The 21,636-nt window shown below is 51.2% G+C and carries 14 protein-coding genes; 3 read left to right on the top strand and 11 right to left on the bottom strand.

Translation table 11 applies throughout. The features are described from left to right. Nucleotides 1-135 precede the first annotated feature (135 nt). The 4 genes from EJQ19_RS10235 to EJQ19_RS10220 all read right to left on the bottom strand — a co-directional run bounded on the left by EJQ19_RS10235 (nt 136) and on the right by EJQ19_RS10220 (nt 4,295). On the bottom strand, nt 136-1,899 hold the full coding sequence (locus EJQ19_RS10235) for a B12-binding domain-containing radical SAM protein (protein WP_126141113.1): 1,764 nt from the start codon (nt 1,897-1,899) through the stop codon (nt 136-138). A 170-nt stretch (nt 1,900-2,069) separates the two neighbouring features. After that, the gene (locus tag EJQ19_RS10230; RefSeq protein WP_126141112.1) at nt 2,070-2,294 is read right to left on the bottom strand and encodes a hypothetical protein; all 225 of its coding nucleotides are present in this window, start codon (nt 2,292-2,294) and stop codon (nt 2,070-2,072) included. A 52-nt stretch (nt 2,295-2,346) separates the two neighbouring features. Beyond that, entirely contained in the window at nt 2,347-3,567 is a 1,221-nt protein-coding gene (locus tag EJQ19_RS10225; RefSeq protein ID WP_164716445.1) for an ABC transporter permease, read from the bottom strand. Between the two features lie 14 nt (nt 3,568-3,581). Beyond that, nucleotides 3,582-4,295 (bottom strand): ABC transporter ATP-binding protein, encoded by a 714-nt coding sequence (locus EJQ19_RS10220; RefSeq protein WP_126141110.1) that lies wholly within the window; start codon nt 4,293-4,295, stop codon nt 3,582-3,584. 236 nt (nt 4,296-4,531) lie between these two features. Here EJQ19_RS10220 and EJQ19_RS10215 point away from each other — a divergent pair, with 236 nt between their 5' ends. After that, the gene (locus tag EJQ19_RS10215) at nt 4,532-6,469 is read left to right on the top strand and encodes a chondroitinase-B domain-containing protein (RefSeq protein WP_126141109.1); all 1,938 of its coding nucleotides are present in this window, start codon (nt 4,532-4,534) and stop codon (nt 6,467-6,469) included. A gap of 115 nt (nt 6,470-6,584) precedes the next feature. On the opposite strand, the gene EJQ19_RS10210 is transcribed toward EJQ19_RS10215, so the two are convergent. Beyond that, nucleotides 6,585-9,509 (bottom strand): family 78 glycoside hydrolase catalytic domain, encoded by a 2,925-nt coding sequence (locus EJQ19_RS10210; protein WP_126141108.1) that lies wholly within the window; start codon nt 9,507-9,509, stop codon nt 6,585-6,587. A 137-nt stretch (nt 9,510-9,646) separates the two neighbouring features. Between EJQ19_RS10210 and EJQ19_RS10205 the strand changes: the two genes are divergently transcribed. Continuing rightward, nucleotides 9,647-10,519 carry an AraC family transcriptional regulator gene (locus tag EJQ19_RS10205; RefSeq protein WP_164716443.1) on the top strand — a complete coding sequence of 291 codons (873 nt, stop codon included), beginning with the start codon at nt 9,647-9,649 and terminating at the stop codon, nt 10,517-10,519. On the opposite strand, the gene EJQ19_RS10200 is transcribed toward EJQ19_RS10205, so the two are convergent. Then, entirely contained in the window at nt 10,461-11,399 is a 939-nt protein-coding gene (locus EJQ19_RS10200; RefSeq protein ID WP_164716441.1) for an AraC family transcriptional regulator, read from the bottom strand. The two genes, EJQ19_RS10205 and EJQ19_RS10200, sit on opposite strands and share 59 nt — an antisense overlap. A 147-nt stretch (nt 11,400-11,546) precedes the next feature. Here EJQ19_RS10200 and EJQ19_RS10195 point away from each other — a divergent pair, with 147 nt between their 5' ends. After that, nucleotides 11,547-14,276, top strand: coding sequence for an MGH1-like glycoside hydrolase domain-containing protein (locus EJQ19_RS10195; protein ID WP_126141105.1), 2,730 nt, complete (start codon nt 11,547-11,549; stop codon nt 14,274-14,276). Nucleotides 14,277-14,320: 44 nt separating this feature from the next. Here EJQ19_RS10195 and EJQ19_RS10190 read toward each other — a convergent pair whose 3' ends face one another. The 5 genes from EJQ19_RS10190 to EJQ19_RS10170 all read right to left on the bottom strand — a co-directional run bounded on the left by EJQ19_RS10190 (nt 14,321) and on the right by EJQ19_RS10170 (nt 21,270). Continuing rightward, nucleotides 14,321-16,111 (bottom strand): sensor histidine kinase, encoded by a 1,791-nt coding sequence (locus EJQ19_RS10190; protein ID WP_126141104.1) that lies wholly within the window; start codon nt 16,109-16,111, stop codon nt 14,321-14,323. A 24-nt stretch (nt 16,112-16,135) separates the two neighbouring features. Next, a complete protein-coding gene (locus EJQ19_RS10185; protein WP_126141103.1) occupies nt 16,136-17,578 on the bottom strand; it encodes a response regulator transcription factor in 1,443 nt (480 codons plus the stop codon). A 135-nt stretch (nt 17,579-17,713) separates the two neighbouring features. Beyond that, on the bottom strand, nt 17,714-19,306 hold the full coding sequence (locus tag EJQ19_RS10180) for an extracellular solute-binding protein (protein ID WP_241242833.1): 1,593 nt from the start codon (nt 19,304-19,306) through the stop codon (nt 17,714-17,716). A gap of 117 nt (nt 19,307-19,423) precedes the next feature. Continuing rightward, a complete protein-coding gene (locus tag EJQ19_RS10175) occupies nt 19,424-20,296 on the bottom strand; it encodes a carbohydrate ABC transporter permease (protein WP_126141102.1) in 873 nt (290 codons plus the stop codon). A 14-nt stretch (nt 20,297-20,310) separates the two neighbouring features. Next, nucleotides 20,311-21,270, bottom strand: a complete 960-nt coding sequence (locus EJQ19_RS10170) for an ABC transporter permease (protein WP_126141101.1) — start codon at nt 21,268-21,270, stop codon at nt 20,311-20,313. Nucleotides 21,271-21,636 lie beyond the last annotated feature (366 nt).

Genomic DNA, 21,636 nt, shown 5'->3' with positions numbered 1-21,636 from the left:
GAATGGTGACGACAACGGGGAGCGACGGCGCAGACATTGCAAGCGCGGTGGGCGGGCGGTGGCGAGCACCGTGAGAGTCGGGCGACGTCCCCCGACGCACAAAGGCCGCATACCCGAAGGCATGCGGCTTGCGCATTAACGTGCCGCCAGCTCCTGCAGCGGCATCGTATAAAAGCTCGCCGGTGCGCCAGCATCCGGCGGGAAATGCACGACGAGCAGCTCGTGGCTGCGCTCGTCGATCTCCCCGCTTTGCAGGTACGCCTGCAAAGCGAAGGGCAGCACCTCCACCACCGTGTGCTTGTGGAGGTCTTTTTCGCTGATGCGGAGACTGGCGAAGTCTCCGCTCACGCGGCCCGGCTCCTCCGCCAGCAAGCGGAGGTACGCGTTCTGCTCGGACTTCTCCAGGGAGAAGTCCCACCAGATTTTCCGCGGCTTGTATTTGTGGCCGAGGAAATAGTCCAGCTTCATCAGGGCCTCGATGATGCTGTAATTGCGGGTTCCGCGGTGCAGCAGGAAGTCGCGCAGGCGCGTAAACAGATCTTCGAGCTGATGCCCGATCTTTTGCCAGCCGCGCGCTTCCCAGTAGTCGCCGAACTCTTGGAAGAAGTCGAACGCCGACTCGAACTCGTTCGCAATCAAATAGTTCACCGTATGATCCATCCGGTGGGCGTTCCAGTATTTTTCCAGCACGTCTTCGACACGCTTGATGCGAATCAGATCCGTAAACGGCAAAATGTCGTTGCCGAGAATTTCATACGGGGCATGGTCCATGTAGACATAGCCGTATTTGTCGGCGTCGGCCCGCATGCCGGTGCCGCGCAGCATTTTGAGGAAGCCGAGCTGCAGCTCTTCCGGCCCCAGCGCAAACACGTCGTTGAACGTCTTGCGGAACGAGTTGTAGTCCTCCTCCGGCAAGCCGGCGATGAGGTCGAGATGCTGGTCGATCTTCAGGCTGTGCTTCACTTTCGAGACGGTGCGGGTCAGCTTGGCAAAATTCTGCCTGCGCTGCACAAGCTCGTTCGTCGTATCGTTCGTCGACTGCACGCCGATTTCGAAGCGGAAAATGCCTGGCGGCGCATGCTCTGCCAAATAATCCAGCACCTCCGGCCGCATGATGTCGGCAGTGATTTCGAACTGGAACACCGTGCCGCGATGGTTCGCGATCAGAAACTCAAAAATCTCCATCGCATAATCCCGCTTGATATTGAACGTCCGGTCGACGAACTTGATCAGCTTCGCGCCGGAATCAATCAGGTACAGAATGTCAGCCTTCGTTCGCTCAATGTCAAAATACCGCACCCCCACCTCGATGCTCGAGAGGCAGAACTGACAAGAGAACGGGCACCCTCGGCTCGTCTCAAAATAGACAACCCGGTTTGCAAGGCTCGGCACATCCTCCTTAAACCGGTGCGGCGACGGAATGTCGTCCAGCTTGAGCTTCGGCCTGCCCGGCATGAGCACGACCTCTTCCTCCTTGCGATAAGCCAGCCCGTAGACGAAATGGTACTTGCGCGTCGTGGAAATCTCCGTCAGCAATTGGTGGAACGTCTCTTCCCCTTCGCCCATGACGATGAAATCAACCTCAGGGATGCGCTTCATCCAGTAGTCCGTATCATAGGACACTTCGGGGCCGCCAAGGACGATCAGGATGTCCGGGCGGATTTTTTTGATCATTCGAATAATGTGAATCGTCTCTTCAATGTTCCATATATAACACGAAAAGCCCAGCACATCCGGCGCCTTCTGATAGATATCGGAGACGACGTTCATGACCGGGTCTTTAATCGTATATTCCGCGATCTCCACGTCAAAATCTTTCTCGCAAAACGCTTTCAGATAGCGCAGCGCCAAGGAAGTGTGGATGTATTTGGCGTTCAGGGTCGTCACAAGTACTTTCATGGTTATAAACCTCGTTCTATTCTCAAATATCGTGCCCTCTCATTTTACACGAAAAATGAGAATTCAACAAAGTCGCCGTCCCTCGGGACAGTTGCGGTTACGGCTTTGTTCGTGCAGCATCGCGGATTAGATGCCCCCACAACGCAGCAAACCGCCCCAAGGGCGGCTTGCTACAGAACCATATCGTCGTCCAAATGCGGCGCCTCGTAAGGAAATTGCAGGAAGGAAGCTTCCTCGATCGCCTGTTTCCACCGTTCCGCATGGGCGTAGAGCTGCTGCTCAACCTCTTCGATTCTGCGGTGCACGTCGCCGGCGCTATCGGCTGACTCCATGCGCAAGGATGCCTGCAAGGAGGAGCGCTCTTCAAACCACTGCGTTAACTGATACAACAGCATGATAGTTCCTCTTTTCCACTGAGAAATTCAGCCCATAGGAAAAGTGTTCCCATCAATACCAGCTAGTAAACACAGACGAACTCCCATACGCCAGCGGAAAAGCCGCCGCGACCATGACAAGCGGCCCCCACCAGGTGAAGAAGGAAATTCCTCCAACAAGGCTAATCACAATCAAAACCGGAAGCACGAGAATGGGGACGGCTTTTTGCAGAGCTTGATGCTTCATCTCATCCTTGATGGGAAACAGGTTCAGGAACGGTGTTGTCAGCTCGTCCTTGCAAAACGATTTGCGCCAGAAGACGAGCAGGACCGCAGCGAGCAGCCAGACGAGCAGCTTGATCCCAACGGGGAGTAGAAATAAAGCGGCACTCACGGCAGCAGCAAACTGGATGGATTGTCGCCATTGCAGACCGTTTCTGAAAAAGGACTTGATCAGCAGCTCGGCCATCCCTGTGCCGGCTCCCTTGCCTTTCAGCAGTCGTTGCGATCTGCCAAAAAGAAGCGGCGTTCTGCGGATTGGCTTTCTTTTGCGTTCCATCACACGTATGAGCATCAGGGAAACGATTCGCATCCGCGCATCGCGTTCTCTCTCCACATCGGCGAAGAAAGTGCCTCTGGCACGCAGTCTTACCCGAGTCAACAGCGCGAACGTCAGCGCTCCTAGCGCAACCGCAACCCAGCAGTAGAGCGCGTGATCCGTGAGCGCTGTCACGATGAACTGGTAGACGGCAAACCCGACCGCGAACATCAAGATGCGCCATACCCAAAGCATGAACCCGCGAATCCGCAGTGCCAACAATTGACGAAGCAATCCGATGTTCAATTTGACCACATAGGTGAGCAGCCAAAAGCCCACAACTTGGGTGGCGCTGTACGCATAGACGGACACGAGCAGCGGCAGGAAAACTAGCGTAACCAGCAGCGAAGTCATGCCCTGCAGCGCAACCGAGTACCGATAGCCGAGATGCATGAGATGGCGGAACCAGCCTTCATTTTGCCGGAGAAATAGCTGATCCCCCTCCTCAACAAAGTATCTCAGTGTGCCCAGCCATGTAAAAAGATAGCAAAGTGTTGCGACGGTATGGACAGAAATCCCATGGAGCCAAGCAGGCGGCGTCATATACCATGCGTAATAGTGATAACCGGCCACAAGCAGCACAGGTATGACGAAATAGATGGCTATCACCCAGTCCACAGCCATACGCATGGCGCGAATCTGGAATTTCCAATCCGAGCGTACTCTTCGGGTAAAAAGCTGAAAGCTGCTAGTCAAACCGCGGTCTCCTCTCATAATAACGAATGGAAGCAGTCGAATAACGGGGCATCCGGCATGTCGCATTGCTTCTGAATGTCCTGCAACGTGCCGTTCGCTACCAATCTTCCGCCCGAAAGCAGCACGAAAGAGCTGCAAATCCGCTCGGCGGTATCCAGCACGTGCGTGCTCATGAGAATCCCGGCGCCACGCTTTCGTTCCTCTTCCAGCATCCCCAGGAAATCTTTGATGGCCTTCGGATCTAGGCCGATAAAAGGCTCGTCCACGATGTACACATCCGGTTTATTGAGAAAACCGAGAATGAGCATAATTTTCTGCTGCATCCCTTTGGAAAATTTCCCAGGCAATTGATGCTTCTCATCCTGCAAACGAAACCGGTGCAAAAGATCGTCCGCCCGCTCCAGGAACACGGCACGATCCAGCTCATAGACCGAAGCTGCGAACTCCATGTGCTCCCACAGCGTCAGCTCATCGTACAAGATGGGATGCTCGGGAATGTACGCGTAGTTTTTGTTTTCACCCATGAAAGAAATTTTGCCTTTAAAATCTTTCAAAAGCCCGAGGATGCTCTTGATGGTCGTACTTTTGCCGGCGCCGTTCGGCCCTAGCAATCCAATGAGTTCGCCTTGCCGAACGGTAAAATGAATCCCTTTAATCATGTCCGGCTTCTCTTCATAACCGGCTTGTTCGATATATACGTCTAATAAGGCTAACCGTTCATCTACCATTCCCCGACTTCCCTTCTTCCCTCATCTTGTCTCTATCCTATCATGAAAGTTTGCCCCCTGTGCTACTTCATTTCGCAAAATAACACACGGTCACTGTAATTTATGACATTTAAAAACAAATACCATTTTCCTATAATTGGAAATGTTCGATTGAGAAAGGAGGCCCCCATCATTTTGAAAGCGATTACCAAATGATAAAGCGTTTGAAATTTACTATCCGTTAAGGAGGAAAAGTCATGCACACAAACTTGTACGGCAGCGTTCTGAGCAAGAAAAGCTGGGTTTCACTCGTTATGGTGTTTACCTTATTGTGCTTCTGGTTTCTTTTCACACCGAAAACTCATGCCGCAACGATTAATGTCAGTACCAATTCGCAATTGGCTTCGGCGGTTGCGAATGCTATGCCTGGCGATGTCGTTGTGCTCGCAGACGGCAATTATACGGGTTTAACCATTCAAACCCAAGGAACGACATCAGCGCCGATCGAGATTCGAGCGGCAAATCAAGGGAAAGCCGTTTTCAACACCGGCGCGATCCACCTGCAGAACGCAGCATACACGATCTTAAACGGGATTAAAGTGACCACCAGCGGCAGCACCTTCACGGTCGATGGCAAAAGTCGCAAGGTGGGCGTCCTGATCGAGGGCGATTACAACGAAATTACGCGCTCCACGTTCCAGCTCAATGCTTCCGGAACAACAGAGTGGGTCCTGATCGCCGGCAATAGTAATCATAACCGTGTCGACTACAGTGAGTTTGGTCCGAACAGTCAGAGCGGCCACTATATTATGCCGGTCGGTTACGGCACGATTCCTGGCGTCACCAATCCGAGCGATCGCACTTCATGGGCGAACTACAATTCGCCGTATAACCCGAATATGCCGCGGTATACGCAGATCGACCACAACTACTTCCACGACAACGCGGGAGGCGAATCGATCTGTCTCGGCTGCGCAGGCATGGCCGGCGATTATCAGGACACGTACATGGTCGTCGAAAACAATCTCTTTGTCAACTGTGACGGCGACGCCGAGATTGTGGCCATTAAATCGTCCAATAACACGGTCCGATACAATACCATCCGTACATCCTCCGGCATGCTATCCTCCCGTTCAGGCAATAAAAATTCAATCTACGGGAACTTCATGCTGCAAGGAAACAAATCCGGTGCGGGCGGCATTAAAATGTACGAAAAGGACCACAAAGTATACAACAACTATATCGAGAACGCATCCGAATACCCGATCCTGATAGGCGCGGGAGATAGCTACACCTCCTCCAATTTTGCTCACGCACAAGTATATCGGGCGATGGTCGTCAATAACACACTCGTAGGCGTGAATAACCGGCCAGTCATTATCGGCCACGGCAGCAATGACAACCTTCCTCCCGTTGACAGCGTGTTCGCCAACAACATTGTAACCGGCAGCGCGTCCTCTCTTCTGAATAAACGGCTTACTTCCAATACTGTTTTCTCCAAAAACATTGCCCAAGGTACCTTAGGCGCATCTGCCTCGCAAAGCGAGTTCTGGATGACCGACCCGAAGCTGACGACAGTAAACGGCCTGCAAAAGCTATCGTCGACCAGCCCAGCCATTAATTATGCGAATACGAGTTATACGTCTTTTGTCACCACCGATATGGACGGTCAATCGAGATCGGCTCCGGATACCGGAGCCGACGAATACGCCACAGCTGCGATCGTAATGAAGCCTCTTACTACAGCTGATGTAGGTCCGGGAGCCGCAGGAAGCAGCAGCTCGCCATTACGATTTGAAGGAGAGACGACCACGGCTACGACCAGCGGCATTACGACCTCTTCCTCGAGCGATGCCGCCGCAAGCGGAGGGGCTTATTTGCAGACCAGTTCCTCGACGAACACGGGAAGCTGGGTCGAATTCACGGTCAATGTGCCGACCGCCGGAACGTATAATGTCAATTTCGGATATAAGAAAAATACGGGAAGAGGCACGACGCAGTTGAAAATTGACGGCGCGAATCAAGGAAGCACGGTCGACCAATATGCCAGCACCGCTTCGTTCGCCACGTCCAATTTGGGCAGCGTTAACCTGTCGGCCGGCAATCACAGCTTGCGCTTCACGGTTTCGGGAAAGAATTCCTCGAGCAGCAGCTACGCTTTTACCGTCGATTATATTGAATTAACACCTAATTAACCAATCGTATCTTACAATTGAAAGCCCGGCCGTCTGAATAGATGGCCGGGCTCTCTTATTCGTCACTTTGTCATTTCCAGAGCAATGGATCAGATCAGAAGGCAACCTCTTACAGCTATAGGACAGCCAGCTTCACTTCATTCACGACGCCCTGCACGCCATCGGGCAGGCGGATCTCAACCTCCGTGTGCGCCGGATACGTCACGTTCAGTGTCATCGTCTGCGTGGCTGTATCCAGCGTCCACGCTACATCGATGCGGCCGCCTGCCGGATGCGGCACGCTGCCCTTCGCCCAGGTCAGATCGCCCGGGATCGGCGCGATCTCGACCTTGCGCCAGCCTGGCGCGAGGCTGCGCACGCCGAGGACTTCCCGGCCGAGGAAGTAGGCCGGCGCCGCCGACCAGGCGTGGCAGTGACTGCGGCTGAGCATGTCGGGATTCGCCCGATTTTCAAGGAAATTCGGGTATTGCTCCCAACATGTGGTCGCGCCGTGGCGGATCATCTGCCCGTAGTTGCGGCGGATGTCTTGCAGCATGAGTCCGGTTTCGCCCAGCTTCGCCAGCGCCTCATAGTAGAAGAACGACATGAACGGACTGCCGATCTGGACAAAATTCGGCGGCGGCGCGATGAGATACGTATCGATGACCGCCTTGCGGTCGCTCGGTGCAATGCCGGTCAGTGAAGCGACCACCTGCGTCTGCATGGAGATGACCGTCGAGCGGCGGCCGTCTGCGTGAATGCAGTCGATGTAGGCCCGTGCCTCCTCGCTCCAGAGATGGCGATTGATCGCCTCCTGGAGGCTGTCCGCTGCACGTTCCAGTTCAGCTGCGCCTGCCTCATCCCCCGCTAGACGTCCCATCGCCGCCCCGGTTTTCAGCGTATGGACGAGGAACATATTTTGGTGGGTGACGACGCCGTCATTCGGCTGATCGATCGGCGACCAGTCGAGCAGGTTCCACCCTTTAATATTGAAAAGCCCTTTATCGTCGATATGCGTGAGATAATGCGCCAGCGTAAACTGGATGTGTTCGTACATCTCCCTAGCAAAATCCCGATCACCCGTCTGTTCGTAATATTCCGCGCACGCGATCGCCCAGAAGAACGTCCAGTTCGGAATGACACTGCTCCAACCGCTCGGCACCTGGTCCGCGAACAGCGGCGTCTGAAATTTCGAGCCGGGAACCAGTTTCAGACAACGCTTCACGATGTCCTGTACGCCGAACAAGTAATTGCTGACCAATGCTTCATTCCGACTGTCTCCCACCCAGAACACTTGTTCGAATGCTGGGCAATCCACGAAGGTATCTTCCATACAAACTTTCGTTGTATGGCGAGAGATTTCCCAAATATCGTTCAGCAGCGCGTCCGAACTGGTAAACGAGCCCACCTCCGCCACTGGATAGTTGGATTGAAGCATGGTTACGCTGTGAATTTTCACCGGCTTTGCAGCCCCGCGCACCGTCAATGTCAAATATCGCAGCCCCCGGCGAATCGGCGATTCATAGCGCTGGCGGCCATCCACAGCCACATAGCGCAGCGTGTGATCCAGCCCGAACATATCCTGCCGGTACTGGCCGGACATATACTCAAAACCGTACCAATCCAGCACCGTTCCCGCTTCCGCTTCAATCTCAAATTGCAAGTATCCGGAATATTCCTTGCCCAAATCGAAGAGCACTTCGGTATCATAGCCCTCAAAAAATGGCACTTCCGCAGGCTCGCGATGCGGGATAACCGCATTCTGCAGCTCCGCAGGCACTGCATACTTGACGTTCTCTTTGCGCCAGACACTGAGCGCGAAGATGTCCGCTTCCGAAACATGAGCAGCGGCGATCGGCTCTATCCATTGCCTGTACGCCACCAAATCGTCCAGGGTAATCGCTTTATCGCGAAGCGCCACGTAGACGGGATGTTCCTCGTTCAGCTCACGCCAACCCTGATGATCCAGCAGCTCGACAGTATCAAACGGGCCGATGCTTAGCCAATCGGACAACAACCCTTCCTCTGCCGTGGTTAGGCGGCCCGGCCACGCCGGCGCCCGAAACGACACGTTCGCAGGCTCGTCCGCATACACGCCGATTTGCAGTTTGCCGGTGTGAATATGGCCTGAGACGTCGATGGCAAGCAGATTGTCACCCGCCAGCAGTTCAACATCGACGTACCGTTCCGGCTTCGAGCCGTAGAACTGTTCCTCGAGCCTGCGGCCATTCACGCTGAGGGAGCGCAAGCATTCATGCGACTGCACGAAGCCGATTGTAGCCTTACATGCCCTATCCGCATAAAGCGAGGTGAGCGCAAACCCGAGAAACGCATTGCGGTTCGCATGATTTTCGCTGCCTTTCACAAGTGCATTTCGCACGTCTACCGCAGCTGTCGCTTGAAACGACTTCACTTTTGCAAGCGATTCCACACGCACCGGCACAATCCGTTCTTCCGTAAGCAATGGAATGTCTCGCAGCTTAAGCGTTGTCCAAGGCTCCATTCCCGCGGCGCCCATTGCAAGCGAAGCCTCCCACGCCGTATCGTCGAAGGACTCGCTGACCCACGCGGCGTCCCACAGCCTGGCGTCCACGTATTCCGCGAAAGCATGCTGACACGATGCCCGCGGCGACCGCGGATGATGCCCGAGATGCACGCTGTTCCGCCAAGAGGCGTCCGTCGCGGCAAGCACATGACCGGCGCCGTCCTGGACTTGAGCAATGAGCCCGCCCCGCCCGCGCAAATAATAGAACGTGGAGATGCCGAAATGCATCACCAGCACCGCGATGGTGTTCGGCTGGCCGGGCTTCAGCAAATGCCCGATCTCGTGCTGGTCGTACGCCAGCTCAGACGGCCAGGAGCGAACCGGCCCGCGGCCCACCCGCGTGCCGTTCACATACAGCACATATCGCGAATCCGCAGTGATGCTGAGCAAAGCACCGCCCCCGCTTTCATTTGCGGGCGGGACCTCGAACGTTTTGCGAAAACACCGCCATTCATTACGCGGGCTGGCCTCCCCTTCACCCCAAATCCAACTTGCCTGCCAGTCTATGTTCTTCATTCATGCAACCTCCTGTCGATGAGTCCGTTCTTTCCTTTATTTTAAAAAATACGGCTCATAATGTTAGGGGTTTATCACGACATTTATTGGGTATATAATGACATCAAGAAAGCGGATCAGAAAAGGAGATGGCTGTCGTGCGCAAAGCGGAATTATGGATGGAAAAAGGGGAGCACTTTTTCACAAACGGTTTTTCCATCTTCGTCAATCGCGTGCAGGAACGCTTCGAACTGCCGGAGCATGTGCACGATTTCTATGAGATTTGCTATGTGGTGGAGGGCAGCGGCTTTCACTACGTCGAAGAGGAAACGATTCGGGTAAGAAAGGGCGACCTGTTCTTTCTTCCGATTGGCGTCTCGCATATTTTTCGCCCGGCATCCGCCGATCCGAAGAAGAGGCTGTTGATCAGCAACTGTATTTTTGATGAGCAGCTGTTTCAATTTCTAACGTCGATCCTGCCAGGGCAGTTTGGCATGTATCGTTTTCGCGAACAACTACTTCAGCGGGATTGCTGGCTGCAGATACAGGAGCGCTCCGGAGAATTCGGCACCCTGTTCAACTCGCTGTTCGAGGAATTCCAGCAGAAGCGTACCGGCTACGAAACGATGCTGTGCGGGCTACTGCTGCAGCTTTTCATTCAAATGGAGCGTGCGCTTGAAGGTGCAGAGGCCCCTGTCTACAATCGGATGGAAACGATTTTGCGCGTGATGCGGGAACGGCTGGGGGACAAAATCACACTCGCCCAGCTCGCCAAGGAAGTCGGGCTCGGCACCCGCCAATTGCAGCGTGACATCGCCGAGCACATGGGCTGCTCCTTCTCCGAGCTGCTGCTGAGCGAGCGGATCAACCGCAGCTGCCGCTTGCTGGAGGATACGGCGAACTCACGCCGATCCATCGCAGACATCGCAGCCGCCATCGGCCTTCAGGATCCGAAACGGTTTTACCGCGTATTCAAGGAAAAGACCGGGATGACGCCGGCGCAGTATCGGGCTGAGCGAGGGACGATTTGACCTGCCGTCTCTCCACAAACTGCTTCGGAGAGCAGCCAAAATGCCGTTTGAACAACTGATAAAACTGAGCAGGACTTGTAAAGCCGACTCTGGCGCTTATTTCCGTCACCGACCACGCCTCTGTCAGCAAGAGCCGCTCTGCCCGTTTCATTCTGCGCATTTGCACATAGGACGTAAACGTCATCCCCATTCCCTTCTTGAACAGCTTGGCAAAATAACTGCTGTTATAGTTCAGCTTGCCGCTAATGTCCGCGATCTGACAAGAGCCCTCAAGCTGCTGCTCGATATAGGCTAAGGCCGGACGCAATTTGATGGCAAGCTGCGGATCCATCGGTTTAATGATCTCCTCATCGTCAACTTGTATCAGCGTGTGCAGGAGCTTCTTCAAACTGGCGTTTACCGCGAACTCGTAGCCTCTCTGTTTAGCCGTGATGTCGCGAAGCATGTGATGAAGGAGCTCGTGGATGGCCTGTTGGCTTAGCGGATATTTCTGCAGTGCCTCATTCAGCAGCGTTACATTGGCGGATCTGCCGGTAAAAGCAGCCAAATACGTCAGCAGCGACGGATCCATGAACGCGGACATGTCAACATGGCAGACGAGGTAAATTAAGGGCGCATGTCCGTATTTATGAGATCGGTGCAGCTCGTTTGAGCCCAGCATCGCCACATCGCCGCCTTGCAGCGTATAGGCCGCATGCGTCGTTTCCATGGTCATCGTGCCCGACAGAACGGTAATCCACTCCACTTCTTCATGGTAGTGCCAGGGACCATACTGGTCAAAAGCTTGGCTGGGATGGTGAATGGTCCAGATTTTCATCCGAAAATTCGGATCTTCATACTCGACATGTTCCTTATCGTAAACAGCCAGAATGTCCGTCATGAGGGGGACTTCCTTTCTATCGCTTCCTGCCTCCATCATACCACGAATGTCCGATTTCAAGATAAATGTATCCCATTCCAAGAGGCTTTCCCCTTTCTTTTCTTCTAAAATAAGAGCATACTCTACAAGCCAAAGGGGCCATGCCGGATGCACGAATTCGAAAATCTCCCGAATGACCACGATCTCAGACTGCCTGCCTGGGGGCCTTACAGCAAGCAATATATGGGGATCTCCCATCTTAGCGATCCTTCGAGAGGGTTGCGCTTTGATCTTAGCTTAATGCCGGGTTTCTATCGAAGGAAAATTGATATTCCCAACACCTTGTGGGAATCCGGGTATCATCCATGGGAAGCGACGCCGGATTTCAGCTTCTTCGCCCATCGGCATGAGCTGGAGTGGAAGGATCGCGTCTACGCCGATATCTCGTTTAGTCGGATCGACGAGATGAGCCGTCTCGTTCGCGTGGCGATGGTGAATCAGACCGAGCTGCCGCAAAATCTGGTGCTGCATTGGATGGCTTCGCTTCAGCCGCCTCGTATTCCTGGACACGGCGAGGTGCACCTGCATGCGGAAGCTCAGCTGCCTGCTGGCGCCACTTGGGTGGATGCGCTGGATTACAGCGAATTGACCTTCGCCAAGCCGCGCCCCTCCGACGGATTGGTGTACGATGGCTGGATACGCGGAGAAATCCGCGGACAGCATTTTACAGGCGGCTCCGCAATCGGAGGCAAGTTCGGAGCGAATGCCGGGGACATGCTGCATTATGAGGTAGAGGTCAAAGACACCCTCCAGGATGGTCTGCTGCTGCTGCGCTATCAAGCCAATCTCGCTGGAGCGCTGGAACTTCGGATAGCGGGGCGGCAGTACCGCCTTAGCTTGGAGCCATCCGCTTCCTTAACCGTTGCGGAGCTGCCGATCGGGATGCTTCCCGCCGGCACAATCACCATTTGCCTGCAGAAATCAGGGTCCAGTCCATTCATCATCGATGGATTCGCGCTCCTTGAGCGCAGCGATTGCCAAGACGTCGCCTTTGCCACACGTCCTTGGCAGACGGAGCCTGAACTGCTGGAGGGCCCTGTGCCGAACAGTCTCATTCTTCGTTACGCTGAAAGTCCCTGCGTGTATGGCCTGCTATGGAACTATTCCAATGCTGAAATTCGGCAGATTCGAAATGACGAGCTGGACCGCTTTGCCCGCCATACGGTGCATAATCATGTCGATGCCATTTTGCAAGGGAATGGAAAAGGCCATTTTACCAATGTATTCATGCGCCCGATTGAGCTGCTTCCCGCCTCATCTATCATTCTTCACGGTATGGTTTGCTCGGGAACTTTCGAGGACGTACAGGCCGCTCTTTCCACCTTTTCACTTGACTATGTCGAATGCGAATCTCTGTATCACGCTGAACATGCCAAGCTGGTGCCGCCTCCTTCCTATCCTTCAGGCGATCGCTATGCGTTAAGCCAACAGCTCATGCGGGCCACCTTGCTGACGAATACCGTCTTTCCTGTATACACAAAGCGAACGTACATTCGCCATAACACGCCTGGCCGATGGTGGGATTCCCTGTATACGTGGGATTCCGGGTTTATCGGACTTGGCTTCTCGGATCTCGATACGCAGCGAGCGATCGACTGCCTGAACGCCTATATGACCGAGCCTGGCGACCCTCAAGCCGCTTTCATTCACCACGGCAGCCCAGTTCCCGTGCAGCATTATGTGTTTCACGAGTTGTGGAATCAGGGACAATCTCCGGCGTTTTTGCAGCATTTTTACCCGCGGTTGCGACAGTATTACAAATTCTTGGCTGGGAAGGCCAGCAGTTCGACGACCGGCACGCTGGGCTCCGGACTGCTTCAGACCTGGGATTATTTCTATAACTCAGGGGGCTGGGACGACTATCCACCGCAAAAATATGTGCACGAGCAAGCGTTGGAAGCACGCGTTGCTCCCGTTATTACAACAAGTCAGGCGATCCGGATTGCCAAAATTCTTAAAATGGCGGCGGCCCTGTCGGACGATTGGCAGTCGGATATCCAGGAATACGAAGCGGATATTCAGCGGTGGACCGAGGCGCTGGACACCCACGCCTGGGATGAAATGGCCGGCTATTACGGCTATGTCATACATAACGAGCAGGGCGAGGCGCAAGCTCATCTGCGCCATGCTACCGGAGCCAACTACAATATGGGGCTGGACGGCCTCTACCCTCTGGTAGCAGGCGTGTGCGATACCAGGCGCGCAGCGCGGCTAATTGATACGCTGTTTGATGAGGGCCGTTTCTGGACACCGATCGGCTTGACGACTGTAGACCAAAGCGCCCCGTACTACCGGGCGGACGGCTATTGGAACGGGGCAGTCTGGATGCCGCATCAGTGGTTTTTCTGGAAAACGATGCTTGACTTTGGCCGCCCGGAGCTTGCTTACCGCATCGCAGATACCGCTTTAGAGCTGTGGAAACGCGAAACCGAGGCGACCTATAACTGCTATGAGCATTTTATCGTGCAAACCGGACGCGGCGCAGGATGGCATCACTTCGGCGGTTTGTCGGCCCCGGTCATCAACTGGTTTGCCGCCTACTATCAACGGGGCAAAGTTACCACAGGCTTCAACGTGTGGATGCTGCATCAAGACATGAACACTGACTTTACGGCATATCATGCGGAGTTTCACTATGCCGGGGACCCGGAACAAGCCTTCAGCATGCTGGTCAATTTGGCAGAAGACGTACCGTATACGGTAGTTGGCACGGGGTGCAGCGTGCAAAGCACAAACCACGCAGGAGGCGGCTTGGAGCTTACCATCGTTGACTGCTTGCCGCAAGCGGCCATTTCGATTCAACCCGCGGAATCCGGTCATCTTCAAGCGGATCTCTAGCAAAAAAAGCAAGGTCTGAATCGCATTCAGACTTTGCTTTTTCTTCATATCCGGGGAATCTTAACGCTCACCGTCGTTCCCCGCCCTAATTGGCTGTCGATCTCCACGCCATATCCTTCGCCAAACAGCAGCTTGATCCGGTTATGGATATTGGAAAGACCGATGCTTGTCCCGTCCGGCCTGCTGCTCAAACGCTCGGCATAGTCCATATTCAGCTTCTCTCTCAAGCGCTCGAGCTCGTCCGGGTCAAGCCCTCTGCCGGTATCCGCAACTTGAAAACAGACATCGCCATTCACATCGATGTACCCACGCACAGAAAGCTGTCCCTCTGCATCCATGCGTTCAAGTCCATGATAGACGGAATTTTCAACGATCGGCTGCAAAATCATTTTCGGCGTTTTCATCTCCAGCAGCCGCTCATCTACGTGGACTTCCATCGAAAACTTGTTTTCGTAGCGGATGGAAATAATATTCAAATAAGCTTGCACACATTGCAATTCTTCGCTGATCAACACCAGTTCGTCTTTTTTAATGCTATAGCGAAAAATTTTGGACATCGAGGAAGTGATCTGCGCGATTTCCTTACTACCATATTCGAGGCCGATGGAGCTGATACAATTTAAGGTATTATACAGAAAGTGCGGGTTAATCTGGCTTTGAAGCGCCGAGAATTCAGCCTGCTTTTTGCTAAGCTCGGATTCGTATAATCTTGCCTGCGTATTGAGAATATTGCCGGACATCTCTTCCATTTGGTCAATCATCGAGTTAATGTCGTACGCCAAAGCGCCGACTTCATTCGTGGAGCGTACCTTAATCCGAAACCCTCTATCTCTGGTGCCAATTCTTTTCATATCGGCGATAAGGCCCATGACCGGTCGAGTCAAATTGTTCAAGAAAAAGTAGCCCAGCAGCAGCATACTCAGACTGATCCCGACGCCGGCAATGATGCTCATGCTTTTCATATCGTTCATGTCGGTCGTCAGCTCGCGCACAGGAATGATACTGACGATACGCCAGCCGTCGGCCTGCTCCAGACCTTTTTCCTGCACGATCACGTCCTCCCCGTTAAGGTTGGTTTTGACGCCATTCGTTAAACTGCTTCGGTCTACAGAGAGGATGTCCTTGAATAAAATGCCGCGAAAGTTTGAATTATTGGACGCGATGACCTCATTTCGTCCGTTGAGGATGTATAACGTCGAGGTTGGCGTTAAGTCTGTATTTTTCACAAGCTCTTGCAGCTTTTCCGAATTCACCATAACTGAGCAATATCCGGTTTGTTCAGAGAAATGAATCCCGCCAATCGCTTCAATAATGGGGGCTATGTAAAAGAAATATTCGCTTCCTGTTTTTTCGTCTTTTAAAATATCGGTGAACGTTCCTTGCTTCACATTTTTATACGCATTGATGAAGGCATCATATTGATTGAAGAAAAATATTTCGCTGTTTGCCGTTGATAAACTGTAAATTCGTCTTCCCGCAATGTCATTGATCGCGATGCCGTTCACATACGAGTTAAAGGACCTCATCGATTCCATGAGATCCAGGACATAAGGGCCGATGTCGAAAGCCCGTTTATAATCGTCATCCGCGATGGTAAATTCCTGAATTTTTTTATTATTCACCGCGATGCTTGTGCTCACTTCGATATCTTTAAAAACGGAATCGATCTTCTGACGCGTTTGTTCAATCATTTTATTCCCATAGTTGGTTGCCCTTTGCTGGGTCAGATTGGAGAAGCTGTAATAGAAATAGCATTCCATTGTTGTGAAAAGGATGACCGTGAATACAAAAATGAGCAAAATCTGATGCTTCAGTTTCAGTCTACTAATCTGCACACGCCCCACTCCGATCCGAATCCATCAGCTTTTTCTGAATTTTGCAGGTGTGACTCCGCACTGTTTCTTAAATACTTTATTGAAATAATAGTAATCGACGAACCCCACTTTGGTCGCCACTTCTTCAATCGAGAATTCCGTATGCTTCAACAACTCACAGGCTTTTTTAATCCGCAATTCCGTCACATATTCAGAAAACGTTTTGCCCAGATTTTTTTTGAAAAGTTGACAGCAATACACTTGGTTAATAAAAAATTTGACGGATAAATCCTTCAGGTACAGCTTGGTCTGATAATGATTGTCGATATACTTCACCATCTGGTTGAAATGCGCGTTGATGTCGCCTTCATGGACAGGCTGGCTGTTTAATTGTTTGATATACCTAACAATATCATGCAGGAAACTGCACAAGGACTCAAAGTTCTCAAAGCGTTCTTTCAATTCAGAGTAGTTGAGGAAATCGAGTTCCATGTCCCTCAGCTCTTCGTAATAGGTGCCGACCAATACGCTTACCAACTGGTTCCAAATATAAACGACCTCGCCCATGCCCAGTTGATGCTGCTTATAGAAAAGCACGAGCCTCTCAACGAGATCGGCCATTTCATCGAACCTGTTCTCTTGCATCATGGAAGCAATGCCGTCTGCCAAGGGCTTAACCACCGTCAACTTGGGTTCATATTCGAAGATCCCGTTCTCCTCATGCACAAAGATGTGAGACGCTGCGAGATCGGCCTCCTTGATGAGCTTGGCAATCTGATCATAATTCGTTGCCATGCTGCTGATCCCCACCGCTTTGATTGGAAATCCGGCCTCAGTGAAAACAGAACGATGCCATTCATCTTTCCAATCGGAGCTATGGCCACCCTTGAGAATATATAATGTCTTTCTTGATCCAAATTCAACTTTTAACGTATGTCTACGATCGAAAAACGTGAAGTCTTGATGAGCTTTGTGATCGCTATTGGCGTACAGGATAATCACACGGAAATAATCGCCCGATGAATGTTCAAAAAAAGGCGTTAGGCGATTCAATTCGCTTTTATCCCCTGATGTGAGCGCCTCTAGGATTAAGTGATTTCGCATGCTTCTTTTTTTTGCAAAATGCAGGGCCAGCTTTTCGATTAACGGGTCGGCCATCTCAATATCCAGCGGCTTTAAACAATAATCCAACGCGCCGTATCTTAACGCCTCCTGTGCATACGCGAATTCAGCGAAACCGCTTACAACGACAAACTCAACATCCAATCCCTTTTCTTTGGTAATTCTCATCAGGTCAAGTCCGGATACTTCCGGCATTCGAATATCTGTAAAAACGAGATCAGGGCACGTCTCGTCTATAAACGCCAATGCCTTATGAACGCTGGTAAATTGGCCTGTGATTTCGAAGCCGTATTTCTCCCACTGGAATGCATTTCGTATGCCTCTTATCGCCCATGGTTCATCATCGATAATAATAACGCTATGCATAGGTACCCCCTCCGCGCTGACCTTTCAAATTTTAACGCTTTACCGGCAAGATCACAAGACGGCACCAAACAGCAAGGCACCTGATAGACAGGCACCTTGCGCATAGGACCAGCGGGGCAGCCGCTGTGGCTGTGATTATTTCTTATTCGCTTGCATCGCCCTGTAAATTTTCACGTTCTCATCCATAACTGCTTTTCCGCCCGCAGCCATATACTCGGCAACCAGCTTATCATACAAGCTGTCGAATTCCGCAGGTTTACAAACGATCAATTTATCCGTCATTTGCTTGTTCATATCGCCAAGCGTTTTGCCGAGCTTGATATTGGACTCATTCGGCGTATCAAAGAAGAAGCCTGTGTACGTGTCCGTCGTATTAATCTTGTAGGATTGTTCCGCAACAGCCTCATATCCAGGCGCCGATGCAGCCAAAGCTTTGATGTTCTTCTGCTGATCGCCAAGCTCTACACCGTTGACAACCAAGGTATAGTCAAGATTCAGATAGCTGGTTTGCATATTATCGCCCGTTTGGTTAATTACCTGTGGAAGACCGTCAACCATCTTGTGATTGACTCCCTCCTGTCCATATTGCAGGAAGAATAGCACTTTGGGATCGGACATCCAGTTCAGATATTTAATGGCCAGCTCGGCATTTTTACTGCTTTTTGGAATAATGACATTCACGCCGTTTTCGTTGTACGCAATTTTCTTGTATTTTCCTTCATCGTTCAAAAAGGTATCAATCGGCACAAAGTTGGCCGTAGGCACATTCGCTTTTAAAGGTTCGCTGATATTTTGCCGCAGCGGGTAATCCCAGTTGGCACTAAAGAATCCAACTTTCCCGTTCGTCAAGTCAGCGTCGGCTTGCTTGGCTGTTTTATCTAAAGCGAAATCAGGACTGATTAGCTTTTCATTATAGAGCTTGTTGAGGAATTTAAGTGCATCCTTGTTGCCCGGTTTTAGCCAGTTCGGCGTCGTTACGAATTCTTCGTCCGACTGTTTACCCCAGAAAGATTCCGCTAAGTTCCCATAGCCATAATTCATACCGGTTGCTGCCAGTCCCCAAGGGATGACCCCATTGACACCGCCTGGGTTCTTATCTCGAAAGGCAACTAAGGCATTGTATAATTCATCTCTGTTCTTTGGAAGGGGCAAGCCCAATTTATCCAGCCAATCCTTGCGAATAAACGTGCCAATCCAGGCCAGTGAAGTTCGCTTGGCAGGGATCGCCATCTGTTTTCCTTCAAAAACGCCGTAAGAAAGAACCGTTTTCCCCAAGTAATTCGTTAGTTCCCTGCCATTCTTCGCCAGCAGGTCATCTAGCTGCATGATGCCGTTGATTTTCGCATATCTGGACACGGTCGCACTGTCATACGTAAAGGAGATATCAGGGGCCTCATTCGCGGCCATCAAGACGTTGAGCTTATCGATTTCCTGCGATCTCGGAACCGGAACAAACTTCACAATCGCATTGTTCTGCTTCCCGAAATTATCGTTGATATACCGCGTCCACGTATTATTGTTCAGGTCCGGCTGTCCCTGTATGCCTCTGTCAAAGATTTCAACGGTCAGTGTAGTCGGCGGACCTGAAGGTGTTGCTGCTGCCGCTGACGTCGATGCTGCCGCTCCCATGGATTGGCTTTTTGGAGTTGTATCGCTGCCGCATCCAGCAAGTGCACTTGCAAATAGCGTCAAAGCCGGCAATACAACCATCATCTTTTTGATTTTCATATGTACCCTCACCTTTTTCAATTTATCATACTCCCAAACCTGTACCGACGGCCATCTTGCCTCCCAGCTCCTCGCTGATTGGCAACCTAACCACCTCCTTTCGAGCCGAGCCTGTTTTCACCCTTTGATCGCTCCCGTCATGACGCCATCCACAAAATATTTTTGCAGCTTCGGGTAAACGACAAGAATAGGAACGGTTGCAAACATGACACTCGCTGCTTTCAAAGACTCAGGCACAATAAAAGCGCCGACACTGCCCTCGCCTTGCTGCGTATCCAACTGCTGATTGGCCGTTATGATCTGATACAACTTTAACTGCATCGGATACAAGTTCTTATTCGTGATGTAAAAAAGAGCGTCCTGAAAACCGTTCCATCTGTCGACCGCGTAAAAGAGGCTTAACGTTGCGATCGAAGGTAAAGACAGCGGCAGCACAATGCGCACAAGAATGCCTAGATCGCTGCAGCCATCGATCGAGGCCGATTCTTCCAAGCTTTCCGGCAGTGAAGAGAAAAAGGTTTTGAGAATAATGACATTGAACACACTCATCGCGCCAGGCAAAATCAAACTCCAGACCGTGTTGATCATGTCCAGGTTTTTAACCAGCAGATAACTCGGGATTAGACCTCCGCTAAAGTACATCGTGATGACCAGGACGGTTAATAGAAAGTTTCTGCCCTTTAATCTTTTCTTTGTAAGCGGATACGCTGCGCAGATCGTTAAAAACATACAGACAAGTGTATATATAATCGTAAGCACGATCGTATACCCAAGCGTATAAATCATTTCAATATCGCTTAAAATCGTTTTGTACGTTTCAAGTGTGAATTCAACCGGCCAAAGCGTAACCTTCTGAGAAGTAATGGCATTATTCGAACTTAAAGAAAGCGCAATCATATATAGAAACGGAACAAGACACGTGATGGCTACGCCAGTTATAAAGACGATAATACACAGGTCCACCCAATTGAATTTTTTCTTGCTGCTCATCCCAAGCACACTCCTTACCAAATTCCTTGCTCGCCAATTTTTTTAGCGATATAATTCGCTCCCACTAAAAACACCAACCCTACCACCGATTGAAACAGCCCGACTGCCGTTGCCTGCGAAAAATCTCCGGAACCAATACCGATCCTGTACACATAGGTGCTGATGACATCCGAATATTCGCTTACAAGTGAATTCCCCATCACAAACGGACGATCGAATCCGATGGAAACCATTCTGCCAATTTGCAAAATAAGCAAAATAATAATCGTAGGCTTCATGCCAGGCAGCGTAATATGCCAGACTTTTCGAAGTCTGCTGCACCCGTCAATATCTGACGCCTCGTACAGCTCTTTATTAATCCCGATGATGGAGGCCAAATAAATGATGGTTCCCCATCCAACACTTTGCCACACTCCGACAGCGACATACATGATCAGCCAGTTCGTTTTTTGAGATAGAAATTCCATCTTCCCAATGCCAAGGCTGGATAAAACGCTGTTGGCCATGCCGCCTGAAGCAAACATCAGGTACACCATACCTCCGATAATGACCCAAGATAAGAAATGCGGTAAATAGAGGATTGTTTGGGTTATTTTTTTGAACCGTACATGCCGAAGTTCATTTAATAAGATGGCCAGTATAATCGGTGCCGGAAACCCCGCGATCAAATCCAGGAAGTTTAAAACCAAGGTATTGGTCAGCGCGCGGTAAAAACTGCTTTGATGAAAAATGAAGTTGAAGACGTCGAGTCCAACCCACTCGCTCCCGCTGATCCCCCCAAAAATGTTGTAATCCTGGAACGCCATCAAGACGCCGTAGATCGGGGCATATTTAAAGATGATGATATAGGCGATTGGCAGCAGCAGCAGCAGATAGAGCAAGGCATCCCTTTTGAAATCATGAAGGATCCTTTTCTTTCTATGTACTTTGACGTTTTCTCCAGCGTGGTTTAAAACCGCTTTCACAGATGTCATCCCCTCGTCTAGCAAGTTTTATGTCATGTACCTCATTATAGTCTTGAGCACTTAGAATAAAATGTAATTTCTTAAATGGATTTTGGTAAAAAAATTACTTAGGTACTTGCCGCAGCCAGTTCGTGTCCCAGCCTGACGTACCGAAGCAAATGCCTGCGAAAAGGCAGGAATTTTCACCAAAAAAGGAATTTTTAGCAAAATGCCTGCAAAAAGGCAGTTTTTTAGTCGGAGTTCGCTTAAAAAGAGGGAGGCTCACCCAAAATGCCTGCCAGATTGCAGGAATTTCCAAAAATCGAGCAAATTGAAACGATATTCCTGCTTATTTGCAGTTTTGGTGCCCATGGGGTGGAGCCGATTTGCGGCCCT

The organism is Paenibacillus whitsoniae (assembly GCF_003955665.1).
Taxonomy (GTDB): domain Bacteria; phylum Bacillota; class Bacilli; order Paenibacillales; family NBRC-103111; genus Paenibacillus_E; species Paenibacillus_E whitsoniae.
The sequence above is the reverse complement of the archived record's forward strand: the minus strand, read 5'-3'. Positions and strand labels throughout refer to the sequence as shown.